Origin of the sequence: Cellulophaga omnivescoria (assembly GCF_001999725.1) — a bacterium.
Classification (GTDB): domain Bacteria; phylum Bacteroidota; class Bacteroidia; order Flavobacteriales; family Flavobacteriaceae; genus Cellulophaga; species Cellulophaga omnivescoria.
Window position 1 is genome coordinate 1 of sequence record NZ_MDDP01000038.1, and the last position, 17,133, is coordinate 17,133.

Sequence of the window (17,133 nt, forward strand, 5' to 3'; positions counted from 1 at the left end):
TTTTTACAAACCTAGAAAATTTGTAATGCAAAAATAGTATTTTTAATTACTACAAAACAAGCTTTTGTAAACTTATTTTTTAACCTTTTCACAATACTAATTTTACAACCTAATCAATGAACTTTGCTAACTTTTTAACTGCTCGTTTGTCCGTTAGCGGCTGCAAATATACTCCCATTTTTAAACACCACAAGCCTTTTTTACATCTTTTTTAAAAGTATTTACAAAAACACAGATAACTTATTATTATTCAACTATTTAAAGTTTAAGTTTTTTTTTAGATTTTTTATTAATCCACAACAAACTCCTAAAACGACACCTTAATATATGGTAGTTTGTGTTGAAAGTTTGGATTATCGACCTGAAAAAATGAAAAGCAATATACCAAAACCAATACCTTATTATATATAAATTATACAGTGGCGTTACACAATTAACATATATAGCGTTTTATTAATATAAAATATCTACTTTATTATTGTTAGGGTGACAACAACATATTATCTTTGTATCCTTATATTAATATTAGGTATGATTAAAATTACTTTACCAGACGGTACTTTAAAAGAATTTTCTAAAGGAAGCACTCCTATGGACGTTGCTAAAAGCATTAGCGAAGGATTTGCAAGAAATGTTATTTCTGCTAAATTTAATGATACCACGGTAGAAACCACAACACCCTTAAACGAAAATGGCAGCTTGGTTTTATACACATGGAATGACACCGAAGGCAAACAAGCTTTTTGGCACTCATCTTCTCACATAGTTGCGCAGGCGATTGAAGAGTTATACCCAGGTGTAAAACTTACTATTGGACCATCTATAGAGAATGGATTTTACTATGATGTTGATTTAGGTGATGACAGATCTATATCTGACAAAGATTTTCCTAAAATTGAAAAGAAAGCAATTGAAATTGCTAGAGGAAAGCATGATTTTAAAATGCGATCTGTAACAAAAAAGGAAGCACTAGCCCTTTACAAAGAGCAAGGTAACGAGTACAAAACTGAATTAATTGAAAACCTTGAAGATGGCACAATAACTTTTTGCGACCACGATACTTTTACTGATTTGTGCAGAGGTGGCCACATACCAAATACTGGTATAGTAAAAGCTATAAAAATATTAAGTGTTGCAGGTGCATACTGGAGAGGTGATGAAAACAAAACTCAACTTACACGTATATATGGTATATCTTTTCCTAAGCAGAAAGAATTAACTGAATATTTAGAGCTACTAGAGCAAGCAAAACAAAGAGACCACAGAAAACTAGGAAAAGAACTAGAGCTTTTTACTTTTTCTCAGAAAGTAGGTGCCGGTTTACCGTTATGGCTACCCAAAGGGGCTGCTTTAAGAGAAAGATTGGAGAATTTTTTGAAGAAAGCACAGAAGAAAGCTGGTTACGAAATGGTAGTTACACCACATATAGGACAAAAAGAACTTTATGTAACATCTGGACATTATGCTAAGTATGGAGAAGATAGTTTTCAACCAATAAAGACTCCTAAAATGGATGAAGAGTTTTTACTGAAGCCTATGAATTGTCCGCACCATTGCGAAGTGTTTAATTTTAAACCACACTCTTATAAAGATTTACCTAAACGTTTTGCTGAATTTGGCACAGTGTATAGATACGAACAAAGTGGAGAACTACACGGTTTAACACGAGTTAGAGGATTTACACAAGATGATGCCCATATTTTTTGTACTCCAGATCAATTAGATCAAGAATTTAAAAATGTTATAGACTTATCTTTATATGTTTTAAACTCTTTAGGGTTTAACAACTTTAAGGCCCAAGTATCTGTAAGGGATTTAGATAATCCCGACAAATATATAGGCAGTGTTGAAAACTGGGAAAAAGCAGAAAATGCAATTATTAATGCTGCTAAGGAAAAAGGTTTAGATTACGTAATTGAAAGCGGTGAAGCTGCTTTTTACGGCCCAAAGCTAGACTTTATGGTGAAAGATGCACTTGGCAGAAACTGGCAATTAGGTACAATACAGGTAGATTACAACTTACCAGAACGTTTTGACCTTACCTATAAAGGAAGTGACAATGAAGATCATAGACCAGTAATGATACACCGTGCACCATTTGGCAGTATGGAGCGTTTTATAGCATTACTACTTGAGCATACTGGCGGTAATTTTCCATTATGGCTAATACCAGACCAAGCAATAGTGTTGCCAGTTAGCGAGAAATATGAGAAATATGCGAAAAAAGTTTTAAATTCATTAGAAAATGACGAAATTCGCGCCCTGCTAGACAACAGAAACGAAACGGTAGGTAAGAAAATTAGGGAAGCAGAGATGAATAAAATCCCTTTTATGATTATCATTGGCGAGAATGAAGAGGCTACAAACACTATATCTGTGCGTAAACACGGAGGTGAAGATTTAGGCTCTATCTCAATAAAAGATTTTAGTGACTTGGTAACTAGCGAAATAAATAGTACCTTAAAGTCGTTTTAAAAAAATAGAAGTTTAATCTAAAAATTATTAGTTATAGCAATTAGAAAGAGATTTAGGCCGCAGCCGAGAAGAGAAAACAAGAATCCACACAATATCAACAACGATATTAAGGTACCTAACGTACGTTTAGTTGGTGATAATGTAGAGGTTGGTGTATACTCAACAAAAGTGGCTTTAGCAAAAGCAGAGGAGTTAGAATTAGATTTGGTAGAAATCTCACCAAAAGCAGATCCTCCTGTGTGTAAAATTATAGACTACAAGAAATTCTTATACGAGCAAAAGAAGCGCGAAAAGGTTATGAAAGCCAAAGCGTCTAAAGTTGTTGTAAAAGAAATACGTTTTGGACCACAAACTGATGATCATGATTATGAGTTTAAGAAAAAACACGCAGAGAAATTTTTAAAAGATGGTGCTAAATTAAAAGCATATGTATTTTTTAAAGGTAGATCTATTGTCTATAAAGATCAAGGAGAAATATTGTTGTTACGTCTTGCACAAGAACTAGAAGAACTAGGAAAAGTGGAGCAAATGCCAAAATTAGAAGGCAAAAGAATGACAATGTTTTTAGCTCCTAAAACAAAGAAATAAGAATGCTTTTTATAAGTATTTGTAAAATAAACCGAATGTAAAAGTTTGGTTACTAAGCGAGAGATGCCGAAATTTTTCGGTATTTAATTTATTAAATAGGAGACAAATGCCTAAAATGAAAACAAAATCCAGTGCTAAAAAGCGTTTTAAGCTTACAGGTTCTGGTAAAATAAAAAGAAAGCACGCTTTTAAGAGTCACATTTTGACAAAAAAATCTAAAAAGCGTAAGCTTGCATTAACTCACAGTGCTTTAGTACATGAGTCTGATGTAAATAGTATTAAAGAACAATTACGTTTAAAGTAATTAGATTCTTTACGGTAATTAGTATTAACCATGGAGTTAGGCTTAAAAACAAAGTGTCTTAATTTAGACCGCCTACTACAAAAAAATTAAAATTTATGCCAAGATCAGTAAATTCAGTTGCTTCAAGAGCTAGAAGAAAAAAGGTGATGAAGCAAGCCAAAGGTTATTTTGGAAGACGTAAAAACGTTTGGACAGTAGCCAAAAATGCGGTTGAAAAAGCAATGCAATATGCTTATAGAGACCGTAGAGTTAAGAAAAGAAATTTCCGTGCTTTATGGATTACCCGTATTAATGCAGGTGCCAGATTACATGGAATGTCTTATTCTCAATTTATGGGTAAAGTAAAAGCTAACAACATTGAGCTTAACCGTAAGGTTTTAGCTGATTTAGCTATGAACCACCCAGAGGCTTTTAAAGCTATTGTAAACAAGGTAAAATAAAAAATAATTCATCTCGCTTAGGTGAATAAAACCTGCTCTTTATTAGAGCAGGTTTTTTTTTAAAGAAAACTTTAATCTTAATAACACAACATTTACCTAAATGAAAAGTTTTATATTATAACTAATATTTTTTACCTTTTACAAGCAACCATATTAGCTGTTTTACATCTTATATATGACTTAAATTTTAAAATAAGAAACGATTATGACAGGAGAATTTGCAGAAATGACAGATTTCTTAATTAACCTTACCGAACAAAAACCCTATACTTTTATTACAATTTGCATATTAATAGTAGCTTTTTTAACGTTTTATGAAATACGTAAAATAAGACATAAAAAAAGCTAATGAATACCACCGAGCTACCAGAAGATTATAGCAACATATCTTTAATGCATTACTCACAGCTCCTAAACTTTTTAGGTCCGTTTGGAATTATTGTACCCATAATAATGTGGTCTTCTAAAAAAAGTGAAATTAAAGATATGGACGCTCATGGAAGAGCTGTAATTAATTTTCAAATTAGTGTACTAATATATTCCGTTGTATTTTTTGTATTATTACTAATATCTATGTTTTTATCATTATTCATTATAGGTATTTTATTTATGTTCATACTATTTTTTGTTGGTATTGCACTAGCTTTATTAATGATAATAACTCCAATAATGGGTGGTATGGCTGCTTCTGAAAAAAGACTATACAAATACCCACTAAGTATTAAATTTATTTAAACCCATTAACCTCATTTTTAGTTTTCATTTACAAAATGTTTAACTAAATTTTATATAATTATAAAGAGTTAAAGATATCTTTGTAGTTTACAATTAGCTTAAAATATGGACTTATCAAAAGTGAAAATGGTAGTTACCGATATGGATGGTACACTACTAAACTCTAAGCACGAGGTTAGTGCAAAGTTTTTTAATCAATTTAAAAAATTAAAAGAGAATAATATTCTTTTTGTAGCTGCAAGCGGAAGACAATACCACAGTATAATTGATAAGTTGCATAGCATTAAAGATGATATTTTAGTTATAGCAGAAAATGGTGCTATTGCTAAAAACAAAAACAAAGAACTATTGCAGACAGGCCTAGACCACACTACAATTACAGAGCTCCTAAATTTAATTGATACTATTGATGATATTTACCCAGTATTATGCGGTAAAAAAAAGGCTTATATAGCATCAGACTCTGAAGAGTTTAAAGAAAAGTTTAAAGAGTATTATGCAGAGTACGAAGTTTTAGATAGCTTACGCAACTATAAAGATGATATTTTAAAAATTGCTATTTACCATTTTGAGAGCTCTGAAAACTATATCTACCCAAAAGTAAAACACTTAGAAACTAAGCTTAAGGTAAAAATATCTGGTGAAAACTGGTTAGACTTATCACATAATGATGCCCACAAGGGCTATGCATTGCAAAAATTACAAGATATGTTTAACATCACATCATCAGAAACAATGGCTTTTGGAGATTTTAATAACGACTTAGAAATGTTAGCACTCGCAGATTTTAGTTTTGCAATGGCTAATGCTCACCCAAATGTTACCAAAGCAGCTAACTACCGCACAAAAAGCAATGATGAATTTGGAGTAGAGACAATATTAGATAAGCTTTTAGAAAGTTAACAATTAAGTTTTCTTCTTTTTTTTACGAGCCGCAGGAAACAATACATTATTTAATATTAACCTATAACCTGGTGAAGTAGGGTGCAATTCTAATTCGGTTTTTGGATCACCTACTCTATGCTGATAATCTTCTGGGTCGTGACCTCCATAAAAGGTAAAAAAACCTTTGCCTTTAATACCGTGAATATATCTAGCTTCGTTATTAATTTTATTTTCTCCTAAAATTAACACTGTAGGTTTTATTTGAGATCTATTAAACGAGGTTGTTTGCCCCATAAAACCTTTAACTAATGAAGTATGGTTTTGACAAAGCATAGTTGGCACAGGATCCCATTTAGCAGAAAAATCCATTAAAGAAAAATAGTCTGTCTCTTTGGCCACTTGCCTTTTTCTTGTCATATCTATAGTTGAAAACTCGTAAATAGATGGGTTACGTTCTAAGGTAAAATCTGTAAAAGCAAAGGTTTTTTTATAATCAATTTGAGATTGATAGCTAGGATCTGAAGCATCACCATCAAACATAGGCTCACAAATATCTACCCCTTCTGCAGACAAAGCAATATCAAAACTATCTGTGGCAGAGCACATAGCAAACATAAACCCTCCACCAATAACATAATTTTTAATTTTTAAAGCTACATCTCTTTTTTCCTCAGACACTTTAGAGTATCCTAATTTATTTGCTAACTCTTCAGATTTTTGTTTATTATCTATATACCAAGGCGCAGCTTTATAACTGCCATAAAATTTACCGTATTGCCCGGTAAAATCTTCATGATGCAAATGTAGCCAATCATACAATGCTAATTTATCACCTAAAACCTCTTCATCATAAATAGTTACATAAGGTATTTCTGCATAGGTTAACACCATAGTAACAGCATCATCCCACGGTTGATTACCTTTAGGTGAATAAACAGCAATTTTGGGTGCTTTTTCTAAGATAACTGCATCCTGATTTTTAGACGGGCTACTTATTTCATCTAAAATACTTTCGGCCTGAGCGGTTGACAAAATCTCAAAAGATACTCCTCTAATTTGACACTCTTTACGTATAGAATCTCCATCTGGCAGTAGAAAAGAACCACCTCTATAATTTAGTAACCAATGCACTTTTTGCTGTTTGGCTAGTACCCAATATGTAATACCATATGCTTTTAAATGATTTTTTTGACTTTCAGCATCCATAGGAATTAAGATATTTGAAGCCAATGCATTAAAAGAAATAAATAAAACTGATACAAATAAAATATACTTACGCATTTGTTTGGTAATTTTTACTTTATTAAAGGTACTTAATTAGCCATTTAAAACACAAAAGCTAGTCTAAAATTATTTATTTAGACTAGCTTTTGTGTATTTTTTAATATTTATTTTTTTTTAAAAAGGTACATCATTATCATCTTCTGGCGGCAAACCATCGTTCATAGAACTACCAAAAGCTTCATTTGCACTTGGTAATCCTTGCGTTAAAAATGGATTTTCTTCGTTTTCATTCATTTTAGATTGATACTCAAAAGGAGAATCAAAATCATCAAGGTTATCAAACTTACCTTGACTACCAATAAACTTAAGCCTAATATTTTCTAAACCACCGTTTCTGTGTTTTGCCACAATAAACTCACCTTGTCCTTGGGTTGGTGAGTGCTCGTCATCATCCCATTCATCAATTTTATAGTACTCGGGTCTATAGATAAATGATACAATATCCGCATCCTGCTCAATTGCACCAGATTCACGTAAATCTGATAAAACTGGCCTTTTACTCCCCCCACGTGTTTCTACAGCCCTTGATAACTGAGAAAGTGCAATAACCGGAACGTTAAGTTCTTTTGCTAATGCTTTTAAGTTCCTAGAAATTGTAGAAATCTCCTGTTCACGGTTACCTCCTTTTTGCGTTCCACCTGCGGTCATAAGTTGCAAATAATCAATCATAATCATTTTTATACCGTGTTGTGAAGCCAATCTTCTACATTTTGCCCTTAAATCAAAAATAGAAAGTGAAGGAGTATCATCTATAAATAAGGGAGCAGACTCTAAGGTTTTTACTTTAACGTTTAACTGTTCCCACTCGTGTTTTTCTAATTTACCAGTACGTAATTTTTCCGATGACAATCCGGTTTCTGAAGAAATTAGCCTTGTAATTAACTGTACGGATGACATCTCTAAAGAGAAAAAGGCAACTGGCATTTGAGATTGTACTGCCATATTACGAGCCATAGACAAAGTAAAGGCTGTTTTACCCATACCTGGACGTGCTGCAACAATAATTAAATCACTGGGCTGCCAACCAGATGTTAACTCATCTAATTTATGAAAACCAGATGGAACACCACTTAATCCTTCCTTGCCCGATATTTCTTCTATTCTCTTTTTAGCCTGTATTACTAAATTTTGTGCTGTTTCCGCAGAACGTTTTAAATTACCCTGTGTAACATCGTATAATTTAGATTCTGCTGTGTCTAACAAATCAAATACATCTGTAGCTTCATCATAAGCCTCTTGTATAATTTCATTAGATATTTTAATTAAACTTCTTTGTATAAATTTCTGAAGAATAATTCTTGCGTGAAACTCTATATGAGCTGAAGATGTTACTTTTTGGGTTAGTTTGATTAAATAAAAATCTCCTCCAACAGCTTCTAACTTACCGTCTTGCTTTAATTGAGTAGAAACGGTTAATAAGTCTATTGGCTCAGAAGACTCAAACAACTTAAAAATTGCTTCATAAATGTGTTTGTGCGCATCTTTATAAAAAACATCTGGGTGCAGAATATCTATAACCTCATCTACACCTTTTTTATCTATCATCATTGCACCAATCACAACCTCCTCTAAATCAACAGCTTGTGGCGGTATTTTTCCTCTCTCTAAATTTATAATTGTAGATTTATCTATCTTATGTCCTACTACTGGGCTTGGCTTATCCATATCTGCTAAAGTATGCAATTAACGTTTAGTTAACTTTATAATAGGTATAGTTATATTCACTATTGATTAACAATTGACCTGTTGATAAGTTACGAATTTGTGTTCATAACCAAAAAAAATCCAAAGCCTAAGTCTTTGGATTTCTATTATTTTGAATAAAAATGCCTGTTAGCCGTTAAAGACTCCCATACTAGCATATTTATCCATTCTGTTTTCTACCAATTCTTTTGGTGATAACTTTTTTAAATCTTCAAAATGAGAAATAATTTTGTTTTTTACAATTGTAAAATTCTTATCTCTATTTGCATGAGCTCCACCAGCTGGTTCGCGTACAATTTCATCAATAAGTTTTAATTTCTTCATATCTGTAGCTGTAAGTTTTAATGCCTCTGCAGCTTGCTCTTTATACTCCCAACTTCTCCATAAAATAGAAGAACAAGATTCTGGAGATATTACAGAATACCACGTATTTTCTAACATTAATACTTTGTCTCCCACACCTATACCTAATGCTCCACCAGAAGCACCTTCACCTATTATAACAACTATAATTGGCACTTTAAGACGTGTCATTTCTAATATATTACGAGCAATAGCTTCTCCTTGTCCGCGTTCTTCTGCTTCAATACCTGGGTATGCACCTGGAGTATCTATAAAACACACCACAGGAACATTAAATTTTTCTGCAGACTTCATTAAACGTAAAGCTTTACGGTAACCCTCTGGGTTAGCCATACCAAAGTTACGGTATTGTCTTGTTTTAGTGTTGAATCCTTTTTGCTGGCCAATAAACATAAAGCTTTGGTCACCAATTTTGCCAAGACCACCAATCATTGCTTTATCATCTTTTACATTACGGTCTCCGTGAAGCTCCAAAAAAGTATCTCCGCAGATTGCATTAATATAATCTAATGTATAAGGTCTGTTAGGGTGTCTAGAAAGTTGCACCCTTTGCCATGGTGTAAGATTCTTATATATATCTTTTCTAGTCTCTGTTAATTTTTTCTCTATCTGCTTACAAGTTTCAGATACATCAACATCACTCTCCTTGCCAATAATCTGACACTTATCTAACTGCTCTTCTAGTTCTTTGATAGGGAGTTCAAAGTCTAAATATTCCATATTTTAAAATAGGTTTGATTTATATCAAGAAACAAATATATGATATTAATGTAATTCCCCCATTAGACATCTAAAAAAATCCTAAAAATAACTAAAAGCAATTGCTTTTTACTATTCCTTTTTACTTTGCAAATAGCAGTTCTCTATACTTAGTTAACGGCCATAACTCGTTCTCTATCAATTGCTCTAACTTATCACTATGATATCTAATTTCATCAAAAAATGGCTTTACATTATCACAATAAGCAAATGCCTTTTTACTTAAATCTTTTAAGTTATTGGCATCTCTACGAGCTTGCGTCATTGCATCTGTCTTTGTTTTTATCTCATTTATATGTTCTGCTATTTGCTCTAAAATGGTTAATTGTGCTGCCGCCATTGACTTGTAATTATTGCCATAAATTTCTTTTAAACCAAGAACAGTTTTTAGTAGTTTATTTTGATATGCTAAAGCCGCAGGAACAATATGGCTGTATACCAATTCATTAAACACACGACCTTCTATTTGTACGTGCATAATGTATGATTCTAGTTCAATTTCTTGTCTGGCAGAAACTTCTACTTCGCTCATTACATTCATAGATTTAAACAAGTCTAAACTTTGTTTAGATGTTAAAACCTTTAAAGCTTCTGGAGTAGTTTTATTATTGCTTAGTTTTCTCTTTTTGGCCTCTTTTTCCCATTCTTTACTATAGCCATCGCCATCAAACCTAATTCTTTTAGACGTTTTTATATATTCTCTTAATACATTAAAAACAGCCTCGTCTTTTTTAAGGTTTTTATTATCTATTAGTTCATCTACCTCTTTTTTAAAATCTATTAACTGCTTGGCTACAATAGTATTTAAAACGGTCATTGGTTTAGAGCAGTTTGTTTTAGAACCAACACCACGCATCTCAAACTTATTACCTGTAAATGCAAAAGGAGAAGTTCGGTTACGGTCTGTATTGTCCAAAAGAATTTCTGGTATTTTACCAACTACATTTAATTTCAGCTCTGTTTTTTCTTCTGGTGATAATTTACCTTTAGATACGCCCTCTAACTCATCTAACACACTGCTTAATTGTGTACCTATAAATATTGAAAAAATAGCTGGTGGCGCTTCATTAGCACCTAGCCTGTGATCGTTACTTGCAGATGCTATTGAAGATCTTAATAACTCCTCATACGTATCTACTGCTTTTATAGTATTGATAAAGAATGTTAAAAACTGAAGATTTTTCATTGGTGTAGAACCAGGACTTAACAAATTAGTACCCGTATCTGTTGCTAATGACCAATTATTATGTTTACCAGACCCATTTATATGTGCAAATGGTTTTTCATGAAACAATACTTTTAAATTGTGCTTGTCTGCAATTTTATCCATAACGTCCATTAATAATAGGTTATGGTCTACGGCTAGGTTTGCTTCTTCAAAAACTGGAGCTAACTCAAACTGATTAGGAGCAACCTCATTATGCCTTGTTTTTACAGGTATACCCAATTTAATACACTCTACTTCAAGTTCTTTCATAAAATTAAGTACTCTACTAGGTATTACTCCAAAGTAATGATCATCTAACTGTTGACCTTTAGCTGCATGATGCCCTACTAAAGTTCTGCCTGTAAGCACAATATCTGGTCTAGAATATGCTAAAGCCTTATCTATAACAAAGTACTCTTGCTCCCAACCTAATGTTGCATTTACTTTGGTTACATTTTTATCAAAATATTTAGCTACTGCAGTTGCCGCTTCATCTACCGCAGATAAAGCACGTAAAAGTGGTGCTTTATTATCTAAAGCCTCACCAGTGTAGGATACAAATATGGTAGGTATGCATAATGTTTTATCATATATAAAAGCTGCAGAAGTAGGGTCCCACGCGGTATAGCCTCTTGCCTCAAAAGTGTTTCTTATTCCTCCACTAGGAAAACTAGATGCATCTGGCTCTTGTTGTACCAATTGCCCACCTCCAAATTTTTCTAATGCTCTACCATCACTTAAAACATCAAAAAAAGCATCATGTTTTTCTGCAGTTGTACCTGTTAGTGGCTGAAACCAATGCGTGTAATGTGTAGCACCCATTGTAATTGCCCATGACTTTATACCTTCTGCTACCTGATCTGCAATTTTTCTGTCAATTTTAGCTCCTGAAAAAATAGCATCTTTAACAGTAGCCAAAGCATCTTTAGTTAAAAATTGCAACATACGTTCTTCATTAAAAACGTGGTTACCAAACTTTTTAGATCGGCTACCTTTTTCATTTATCACAAAGTTTTCTCTAGACAAACTTTCTCTAACAGCATTAAACCTAACTATAGACATTATATATATATTTAAAAGTGGTGTGAATTACAAAATTACTAATTAAACCGAATAAAAATATAAATTTTTTAATTTACCCCTAAAAAAACAAGGGTATTAAGAATTACATCTAATATTTTAGCAATTACCCCTATAAAAATTATGGAGATACAGTGAAAAAAATTATTTTTGCTTCATCTTTAATGAAATTACAACAATCAACATTATGAGCAAATCAAAATTAGAGTACATTTGGTTAGATGGTTATACACCAACTGCCAATTTAAGAAGTAAAACAAAAGTAGAAGATGACTTTAGCGGTAAATTAGAAGATTGCCCAATTTGGTCTTTTGATGGAAGTTCTACACAACAAGCAGAAGGAGGATCATCTGACTGTTTATTGAAGCCAGTAGCTATTTACCCAGACCCAGCACGTAACAATGGATACTTGGTAATGACAGAAGTTTTAAATGCTGACGGAACTCCACACGTATCTAACTCTAGAGCTGGTATTGATGATGAAGATAACGATTTCTGGTTTGGATTTGAACAAGAGTACTTTATTATGGACAAGAATACACAATTACCATTAGGTTTCCCTGTTGGTGGTTACCCTGGCCCGCAAGGTATGTACTACTGTTCTGTAGGTGGTAAAAACACACACGGAAGAGATTTTGTTGAAGAGCACGCAGACCTTTGTATTGCAGCTGGTTTAAATTTTGAAGGAATTAACCAAGAAGTTGCTAGCGGACAATGGGAATTTCAATTGTTTGCAAAAGGAGCTAAAAAAGCTGGAGATGAAATTTGGATAGCTCGCTATTTACTAGATAGATTAACAGAGCAATATGGTTACTATATTGAGTACCACCCAAAACCAGTTAAAGGTGATTGGAATGGATCTGGTATGCACGCTAACTTCTCTAATACTACTTTAAGAACTTGTGGTTCTAAAGAAGTTTACGAAAAAATATGTGAAGCGTTTAGACCTGTTACAAAAGAACATATTGCTGTTTATGGAGAGTTTAACGACCAACGTTTAACGGGATTACATGAAACTGCTGCAATTACTGATTTTAGCTACGGTATATCTGACAGAGGAGCTTCAATTAGAATTCCTATTATTACAGTTGAAAAAGGCTGGAAAGGTTGGTTAGAAGACAGAAGACCAGCATCTAACGGAGATCCTTATAAAATTGCTGGAAGAATTATTAAAACTGTAAAATCTGCAAAGGTTTAAGTATATAATTAAATTAATTGTTTTAAAAAACGCCTAAGCTTATTCTTAGGCGTTTTTTGTACGCTATTATTTAGTGACATTATATTTTTAAATAGTAAAGTATACAAAAGCTATATAACCCGCTAACAATACAATTCCGTCTCGCCATCCTAAGCGCAATCCTTTTGGAAAAAAAACTAGAGGTAATAAAATAAATGCAAAACCTAGCATCCATAAAATATCATTACTTAACAATGTATTATCTACTACAGTTAAAGGTGTAATTAGCGCTGTAATACCTAGAACGGCAAAAATATTAAAGATATTAGATCCTATTAAATTACCTAATGATATTGCTTTCTCTTTTTTAATTACAGCTATTATAGAAGCAGCAAGCTCTGGTATGCTTGTACCCACAGAAACTACAGTTACTCCTATTACTCTTTCACTAACATTGTAAAACCTAGCTAAACCAGTTGCACCACTTACTAATAGTTCTGATCCTCCCCAAAGCCCTAAACCACCCAGAGCTAAAAACAATAACATTTTAAAGGTTGGTAAAGGCACATCATCTTCTGGAGCCTCATCTTCTACTGCTGTTTTCTGAAACTTAATGAGGTACACAATATATACTATTAAAAGCGCTACCATAATTAGCCCCTCATAAAACTCTATAATGCCATCAAAATAAATAAAAACAAAAAACACTAATGAGGCTAACATTAAAATAGGCCAATCTGTAGTATAAAAACTTTTACGAACATCTATACTGCCCAACATTACTATTACACCCAAAACTAGACCTAGATTGGCAATATTAGAACCTACCACATTACCTAAAGCTAAATCTGGCGAACCTTCCAAAGCTGCCTTAATACTAACTATTAATTCTGGTGCAGATGTAGCAAAAGAAACCACCGTCATACCAACAACAATTTTTGGTATTTGCAACCTTAATGATAGTGCTACAGAGGATTTTAATAACCAATTACCTCCCATTATTAAAAAAACCAAACCAATAATTATGTAAACAATATTAAGCATCTACTACTTTTTTTTGGGGCAAATATAACAATTAGAATGCTACATTTTTCTTTTAAAAACTATATTTTTAAATGAATAAAAATTGCTGTAAACACTAGCAAAAACAATAACCTACAGGAATGAAACAGCTTAATTTGAACAAATACAAAATGAAAGGCCTCTTGGTTTTTTAAGTGAACATAAATAAGCCTCTACAAAAATTACACATTTAAACATTAATCACTAAAAAAACTTACAAATAAAAACTTAAATAAAGAGTACAATTAAAATATTAAAACAAACATTGTTATATAGTTACAAATAGTGTATTCACTTGTATTAATAGTAGTTAAATTATTTGCAAGTGAGTATATTTTCTATATATCTTAAGTAAATAATCGATTATTTACAACTAATTATTAACCTTAAAAAACCACAAATTATGATTATTCTATCAGAAATTTTATTTAGCTATATTATCACAGTTATTGTAATACTATTTTAAGAAAAATCATATAGGCCTATATACCAATAAAGGTTGCTATATTGCAACCTTTATTCTTTTTTAGTATTACCATATATTTGCAAAAAATACTTTTATGAAAAAAGCACTTTTTAGATTTCTTGCTAAAATTAACCGTTTACTATTACCATCTTACAGTAAAAAACAGTTAGACTTATCTAAAGCTAGTAAGTTACAGTTAGCAATTATTGGTTGGCGTTATTATGTAACTACAAATGCTATAGACTAATAATGTAGTAAAGAAGTAACATTATAATTTGCTATTTTATCTTTACCATTTAAAAAATCTAATTCTATTAAAAAGTTACACTGTACTACCTCACCTCCTAATTCTTCAATTAATTCACAAACAGCTTTTGCTGTACCACCAGTAGCCAGCACATCATCATGTATTAATACTTTATCTCCTTTTTTAATGGCATCTGTATGTATTTCTAATGCATCTTCACCATACTCTAAAGAATATGGCTTAGAAAGCACATTAAAAGGTAATTTTCCTTTTTTGCGTACCGGAACAAAACCTGCGCTTAACTTAGTTGCCAAAAGTGTAGCAAAGAAGAAACCACGGCTTTCCATACCCACAACTTTGTCTATTTTTTGTTCTTTTACTAAATTTAAGAGTGCATTAGCAGTTTTTTCTAAAATTTCTGCATTATTTAACAAAGGCGTAATATCCTTAAAAACAATACCTTGCTTAGGAAAATCTTTTACATCTCTAATATATTCTTTAAAATTCATATATTTTTCTTTAGTTATTTTGTGGTAAAAGTAAAAAGAAATATATTTGCATCCTCGTTTAAAGGAATTTAAACAAAAACGGCCTCGTGGCGCAACTGAATAGCGCATCTGATTACGGCTCAGAAGGTTACAGGTTTGAATCCTGTCGAGGTCACTTTTAAAGCTTTACAAAAGCTTCAAAACCGTGCAAATCCTATGATTTGCACGGTTTACTTGTTTTAAGGCTTTCATTTAAATTGATTTGTATTGGTTTAATATGCTCACAAACCGTCAACACAAAGTTTTATCGTCAACAGTGTTGACAAATTGATTTATAAAAACTTAATGTACTCAATATAGTTGATTTGACTTTCGTCCATCTAAATGTTTAACAAAAAAAACAACTATGAGAACGACAAGCACATTTTCCATTCTTTTTTGGGCATACACTTCACGTGCCAAAAACAATCAAGCCAATCTTTATGTTAGAATAACAGTGAACGGTAAAAAAGTAAATATAAGTCTAAAGCAGAAAGTTGATATTTCTCTATGGGATCCTTCAAAGCAGAGAATGAAAGGAAAATCTGAAATCCACAGAAACCTTAACTACTATTTAGACCGAGTACATTCACAATTAATTCAAATTTATCAAGACTTAAAGTTTAAAGGACAGTTAATTACATGTGAGATAATGAAATCTCAATATCTAGGAGAAGATAATACATCTAAAACACTTAATGAATTATTAGAGTATCATACTCAAAAAACAAGTAAGACACTGTCTAAAGGTACTTTGAGAAATTTTAAGGTAACAGAAGGATACATTAAAAAATATCTAACAAGCGTGTTAAAAACATCTGATATTTATTTAAAAGAATTAGATTATAAATTTATTTATGACTTTTCTAACTATCTTCATAGTTTTTGGCCTAAAAATCACCCCAAGTCTATGGGTAATAACACCGTTATGAAACATATTCAGAGGTTTCGAAAAATTATTACTTTAGGATACCATATCGAGTGGATTGATAAGGATCCATTTGTTAGATGGAAACCTACATATGAAAAAAGAGAACGTCCTTTTCTTACTCAAACCGAATTATCAAATATAGAAAATCATAAGTTTTTGATTGCAAGATTAGAAAGAGTTCGAGATTTATTTATTTTTAGTTGTTACACAGGCATTGCGTATATAGATATAATGAGTCTTTCTCAAGAGAATATTATCAAAGGGATTGATGGAAACGATTGGATTTTTACTTCTCGTCAAAAAACAAAAGAGCCTGTTAAGGTTCCACTGCTCAGTAAGTCCTGTTCTTTAATAGAAAAATACAAAAATCATCCATTGACACAGGAAACAAACACTTTATTTCCAAAAATCACAAATGAGAAGGTCAATTTTTACCTCAAGGAAATTGCGTTAGCAACAGGTTTAAAGAAGAATCTTACGTTTCATATGGCTAGACATACATTTGCAACAACTGTTACCTTAAGTAATGGAGTACCTATTGAAACTGTATCAAAACTATTAGGGCATTCAAAAATAGCATCTACTCAAATATATGCAAGGGTCATAGACAAAAAAGTAAGTGATGATATGAGAAACTTAAGAAATAAAATAGAAACAAATCGTAATGTCTAAGAAAATTAAAAGTTAAATTATTTTAAAGTCCTTTTTGAGATAACCAAAAGTACTTTAAAATAATTTAACTTTTTCCTAAATCACTTTCCGACTTCGATAATCCATTGTATATAAAAGATAGCAAGCCAAATAAGAATTTATTAAATAGCCTATAATTACTAAATACTTAACTAAATCATATAACAAAATCAATCACTTTAATTAATTTTAATTCTAAATTTAAAAAA

The 17,133-nt window shown here is 31.9% G+C and carries 16 protein-coding genes and 1 tRNA gene; 11 read left to right on the forward strand and 6 right to left on the reverse strand.

All coding sequences use genetic code 11. From position 1 onward, the window contains the following. Positions 1-531: 531 nt before the first annotated feature. The 7 genes from thrS (at position 532) to BFJ87_RS13095 (ending at position 5,445) form a co-directional block, all read left to right on the forward strand. A complete protein-coding gene (gene thrS, locus BFJ87_RS13070; protein ID WP_077405382.1) occupies positions 532-2,475 on the forward strand; it encodes a threonine--tRNA ligase in 1,944 nt (647 codons plus the stop codon). 39 nt (positions 2,476-2,514) lie between these two features. Then, a complete protein-coding gene (infC, locus tag BFJ87_RS13075; protein ID WP_075695343.1) occupies positions 2,515-3,063 on the forward strand; it encodes a translation initiation factor IF-3 in 549 nt (182 codons plus the stop codon). 106 nt (positions 3,064-3,169) lie between these two features. After that, positions 3,170-3,367 carry a 50S ribosomal protein L35 gene (gene rpmI / locus BFJ87_RS13080; RefSeq protein WP_077405387.1) on the forward strand — a complete coding sequence of 66 codons (198 nt, stop codon included), beginning with the start codon at positions 3,170-3,172 and terminating at the stop codon, positions 3,365-3,367. Between the two features lie 95 nt (positions 3,368-3,462). After that, positions 3,463-3,807 (forward strand): 50S ribosomal protein L20, encoded by a 345-nt coding sequence (gene rplT / locus BFJ87_RS13085; protein WP_013621964.1) that lies wholly within the window; start codon positions 3,463-3,465, stop codon positions 3,805-3,807. A gap of 205 nt (positions 3,808-4,012) precedes the next feature. Next, the gene (locus tag BFJ87_RS16915; protein ID WP_171974514.1) at positions 4,013-4,156 is read left to right on the forward strand and encodes a hypothetical protein; all 144 of its coding nucleotides are present in this window, start codon (positions 4,013-4,015) and stop codon (positions 4,154-4,156) included. After that, positions 4,156-4,542 carry a DUF4870 domain-containing protein gene (locus BFJ87_RS13090; protein ID WP_077405390.1) on the forward strand — a complete coding sequence of 129 codons (387 nt, stop codon included), beginning with the start codon at positions 4,156-4,158 and terminating at the stop codon, positions 4,540-4,542. Before BFJ87_RS16915 ends, BFJ87_RS13090 begins: the two co-directional genes overlap by 1 nt. Before the next feature lie 105 nt (positions 4,543-4,647). Continuing rightward, entirely contained in the window at positions 4,648-5,445 is a 798-nt protein-coding gene (locus tag BFJ87_RS13095; RefSeq protein ID WP_077405393.1) for a Cof-type HAD-IIB family hydrolase, read from the forward strand. Positions 5,446-5,448: 3 nt separating this feature from the next. Here BFJ87_RS13095 and BFJ87_RS13100 read toward each other — a convergent pair whose 3' ends face one another. From BFJ87_RS13100 to BFJ87_RS13115, 4 genes are all read right to left on the reverse strand, one after another. Next, positions 5,449-6,708: an asparagine synthetase B gene (locus BFJ87_RS13100; RefSeq protein ID WP_077405396.1), complete on the reverse strand. Its 1,260-nt coding sequence runs from the start codon at positions 6,706-6,708 to the stop codon at positions 5,449-5,451. 117 nt (positions 6,709-6,825) lie between these two features. Next, positions 6,826-8,376 carry a replicative DNA helicase gene (gene dnaB / locus BFJ87_RS13105; RefSeq protein WP_077405399.1) on the reverse strand — a complete coding sequence of 517 codons (1,551 nt, stop codon included), beginning with the start codon at positions 8,374-8,376 and terminating at the stop codon, positions 6,826-6,828. Between the two features lie 168 nt (positions 8,377-8,544). Next, positions 8,545-9,498, reverse strand: a complete 954-nt coding sequence (locus BFJ87_RS13110; protein WP_077405402.1) for an acetyl-CoA carboxylase carboxyltransferase subunit alpha — start codon at positions 9,496-9,498, stop codon at positions 8,545-8,547. Positions 9,499-9,619: 121 nt separating this feature from the next. Continuing rightward, positions 9,620-11,806: a glutamine synthetase III family protein gene (locus tag BFJ87_RS13115; protein WP_077405405.1), complete on the reverse strand. Its 2,187-nt coding sequence runs from the start codon at positions 11,804-11,806 to the stop codon at positions 9,620-9,622. A 205-nt stretch (positions 11,807-12,011) separates the two neighbouring features. Between BFJ87_RS13115 and BFJ87_RS13120 the strand changes: the two genes are divergently transcribed. Continuing rightward, positions 12,012-13,022, forward strand: coding sequence for a glutamine synthetase beta-grasp domain-containing protein (locus BFJ87_RS13120; protein WP_077405407.1), 1,011 nt, complete (start codon positions 12,012-12,014; stop codon positions 13,020-13,022). Positions 13,023-13,109: 87 nt separating this feature from the next. On the opposite strand, the gene BFJ87_RS13125 is transcribed toward BFJ87_RS13120, so the two are convergent. Further along, entirely contained in the window at positions 13,110-14,045 is a 936-nt protein-coding gene (locus BFJ87_RS13125) for a calcium/sodium antiporter (RefSeq protein ID WP_077405410.1), read from the reverse strand. Between the two features lie 578 nt (positions 14,046-14,623). Between BFJ87_RS13125 and BFJ87_RS13130 the strand changes: the two genes are divergently transcribed. After that, entirely contained in the window at positions 14,624-14,776 is a 153-nt protein-coding gene (locus BFJ87_RS13130) for a hypothetical protein (RefSeq protein WP_013621954.1), read from the forward strand. Here BFJ87_RS13130 and BFJ87_RS13135 read toward each other — a convergent pair. Then, positions 14,773-15,285: an adenine phosphoribosyltransferase gene (locus tag BFJ87_RS13135; RefSeq protein ID WP_077405412.1), complete on the reverse strand. Its 513-nt coding sequence runs from the start codon at positions 15,283-15,285 to the stop codon at positions 14,773-14,775. The two genes, BFJ87_RS13130 and BFJ87_RS13135, sit on opposite strands and share 4 nt — an antisense overlap. Positions 15,286-15,365: 80 nt before the next feature. On the opposite strand from BFJ87_RS13135, the gene BFJ87_RS13140 reads away from it, so the two are divergent. Continuing rightward, a tRNA-Arg gene (locus BFJ87_RS13140) sits at positions 15,366-15,439 on the forward strand. Between the two features lie 231 nt (positions 15,440-15,670). Beyond that, complete coding sequence (locus tag BFJ87_RS13145; RefSeq protein WP_077405415.1) at positions 15,671-16,906, forward strand: site-specific integrase; 1,236 nt, start codon at positions 15,671-15,673, stop codon at positions 16,904-16,906. The last annotated feature ends 227 nt before the right edge of the window (positions 16,907-17,133 follow it).

Coding starts and splice junctions, on each gene's coding strand:
- thrS (WP_077405382.1), top strand. CDS start 532: ATGATTAAAATTACTTTACCAGACGGTACTTTAAAAGAATTTTCTAAA.
- rpmI (WP_077405387.1), top strand. CDS start 3,170: ATGCCTAAAATGAAAACAAAATCCAGTGCTAAAAAGCGTTTTAAGCTT.
- rplT (WP_013621964.1), top strand. CDS start 3,463: ATGCCAAGATCAGTAAATTCAGTTGCTTCAAGAGCTAGAAGAAAAAAG.
- BFJ87_RS16915 (WP_171974514.1), top strand. CDS start 4,013: ATGACAGGAGAATTTGCAGAAATGACAGATTTCTTAATTAACCTTACC.
- BFJ87_RS13090 (WP_077405390.1), top strand. CDS start 4,156: ATGAATACCACCGAGCTACCAGAAGATTATAGCAACATATCTTTAATG.
- BFJ87_RS13095 (WP_077405393.1), top strand. CDS start 4,648: ATGGACTTATCAAAAGTGAAAATGGTAGTTACCGATATGGATGGTACA.
- BFJ87_RS13100 (WP_077405396.1), bottom strand. CDS start 6,708: ATGCGTAAGTATATTTTATTTGTATCAGTTTTATTTATTTCTTTTAAT.
- dnaB (WP_077405399.1), bottom strand. CDS start 8,376: ATGGATAAGCCAAGCCCAGTAGTAGGACATAAGATAGATAAATCTACA.
- BFJ87_RS13110 (WP_077405402.1), bottom strand. CDS start 9,498: ATGGAATATTTAGACTTTGAACTCCCTATCAAAGAACTAGAAGAGCAG.
- BFJ87_RS13115 (WP_077405405.1), bottom strand. CDS start 11,806: ATGTCTATAGTTAGGTTTAATGCTGTTAGAGAAAGTTTGTCTAGAGAA.
- BFJ87_RS13120 (WP_077405407.1), top strand. CDS start 12,012: ATGAGCAAATCAAAATTAGAGTACATTTGGTTAGATGGTTATACACCA.
- BFJ87_RS13125 (WP_077405410.1), bottom strand. CDS start 14,045: ATGCTTAATATTGTTTACATAATTATTGGTTTGGTTTTTTTAATAATG.
- BFJ87_RS13130 (WP_013621954.1), top strand. CDS start 14,624: ATGAAAAAAGCACTTTTTAGATTTCTTGCTAAAATTAACCGTTTACTA.
- BFJ87_RS13135 (WP_077405412.1), bottom strand. CDS start 15,285: ATGAATTTTAAAGAATATATTAGAGATGTAAAAGATTTTCCTAAGCAA.
- BFJ87_RS13145 (WP_077405415.1), top strand. CDS start 15,671: ATGAGAACGACAAGCACATTTTCCATTCTTTTTTGGGCATACACTTCA.